Consider the following 1,118-nt stretch of genomic DNA (forward strand, 5'->3'; position numbering starts at 1 on the left):
TACAAAACTTTGTGATGAAGTAATTACATTACACACTCAGGGAAAGACAATTCAATCGAATATTATAAAAAGTAGAATAGAAACAATATCATATAATTTTTAAAGAGGAAGTTAAAATAGCTATTAATGAAATCACCATCATTCCACAATAAATTCTGGGAAGTATACCTCCTTAATTTTGCCATGAGTTAATTCTCTGTTAAGACGTTCCTTGATTTCTTCTCCAAAGGTTATCATACCCACAGCAGATGCAAGGTCTTCATAAGTTTTTTTCTGAAAGACAAAATCCACTATTTTAATGATATGATCTTTTTTACTATTTAGTTCAGCACTTAATACCTGATTAGATTCATAACCCAATGATATCTTTATCCTCATTGTATCCTGCCCTGAATTTATTTTTTTCATAAAAGCTGGTAATTCGTAATGAGCAAGAGGTGAAGGTGGTGGTGCCAGTACTACATCCTGGTTTTCACTATACCTGTCTTCCATTACAGTCTTAGTTTCATTATATGAATAATTAATAATCTTTGAAACTGAAAGATTTGTAACTGCAGGAGTAACAATAAATGAATTGAATACACTCACTGGCAATGCAATAATAGCAAGTGCTAATGCCCAATTGAGCAGTTTTGTATTTTGCTTTTTTACCTCAATAATAACCAAAACAATTGTTATCACAGCAATCACTGGTGAAATAAAGCAGACAACAGGAATCAAAGATGTTATAATTGATAAAAAACCCCATATAAAAATATGCTTTTGCATATAAACCTCCTCCAGAAAAAAAAAATTATAACAGCATCATTCTGTAACCTGATCTATAACATAATTTCAACATGAGATTCTTGTAACAAGTTCAATACAACTATTTAAAAAATGGAAATTTCATTTATTTAAACACACCTTGCCAGAATCATGAACCATTCCACTCAAGAAAAAATTTTATGGTTAATAATGAGTATTGTAGCAAGCTAAATGTGTCAAATATAATTCCAGTTCTAAAAACATTAGAACACAGACCCGAGTTAGCAAAAGACATTTTATCCAGAATAAGAGAAACAAAACAAGATATTAGAGGTTTTGATTTCACCGAGCCCCTTTCCTTTGAATATGGC

At 30.8% G+C, this 1,118-nt stretch carries 1 protein-coding gene; it reads right to left on the bottom strand.

Features of this window, described 5'->3' with window-relative positions; genetic code table 11:
• Window positions 1-138 precede the first annotated feature (138 nt).
• A complete protein-coding gene (locus tag N3F66_15055) occupies window positions 139-768 on the bottom strand; it encodes a flagellar basal body-associated FliL family protein (protein MCX8125465.1) in 630 nt (209 codons plus the stop codon).
• Between the last annotated feature and the right edge of the window lie 350 nt (window positions 769-1,118).

The sequence above is a fragment of the Spirochaetota bacterium genome, from assembly GCA_026414805.1.
Taxonomy (GTDB): domain Bacteria; phylum Spirochaetota; class UBA4802; order UBA4802; family UB4802; genus UBA4802.

Excerpts from the sequence above, each read along its gene's own strand:
- N3F66_15055 (MCX8125465.1), bottom strand. The coding sequence starts at position 768 with ATGCAAAAGCATATTTTTATATGGGGTTTTTTATCAATTATAACATCT.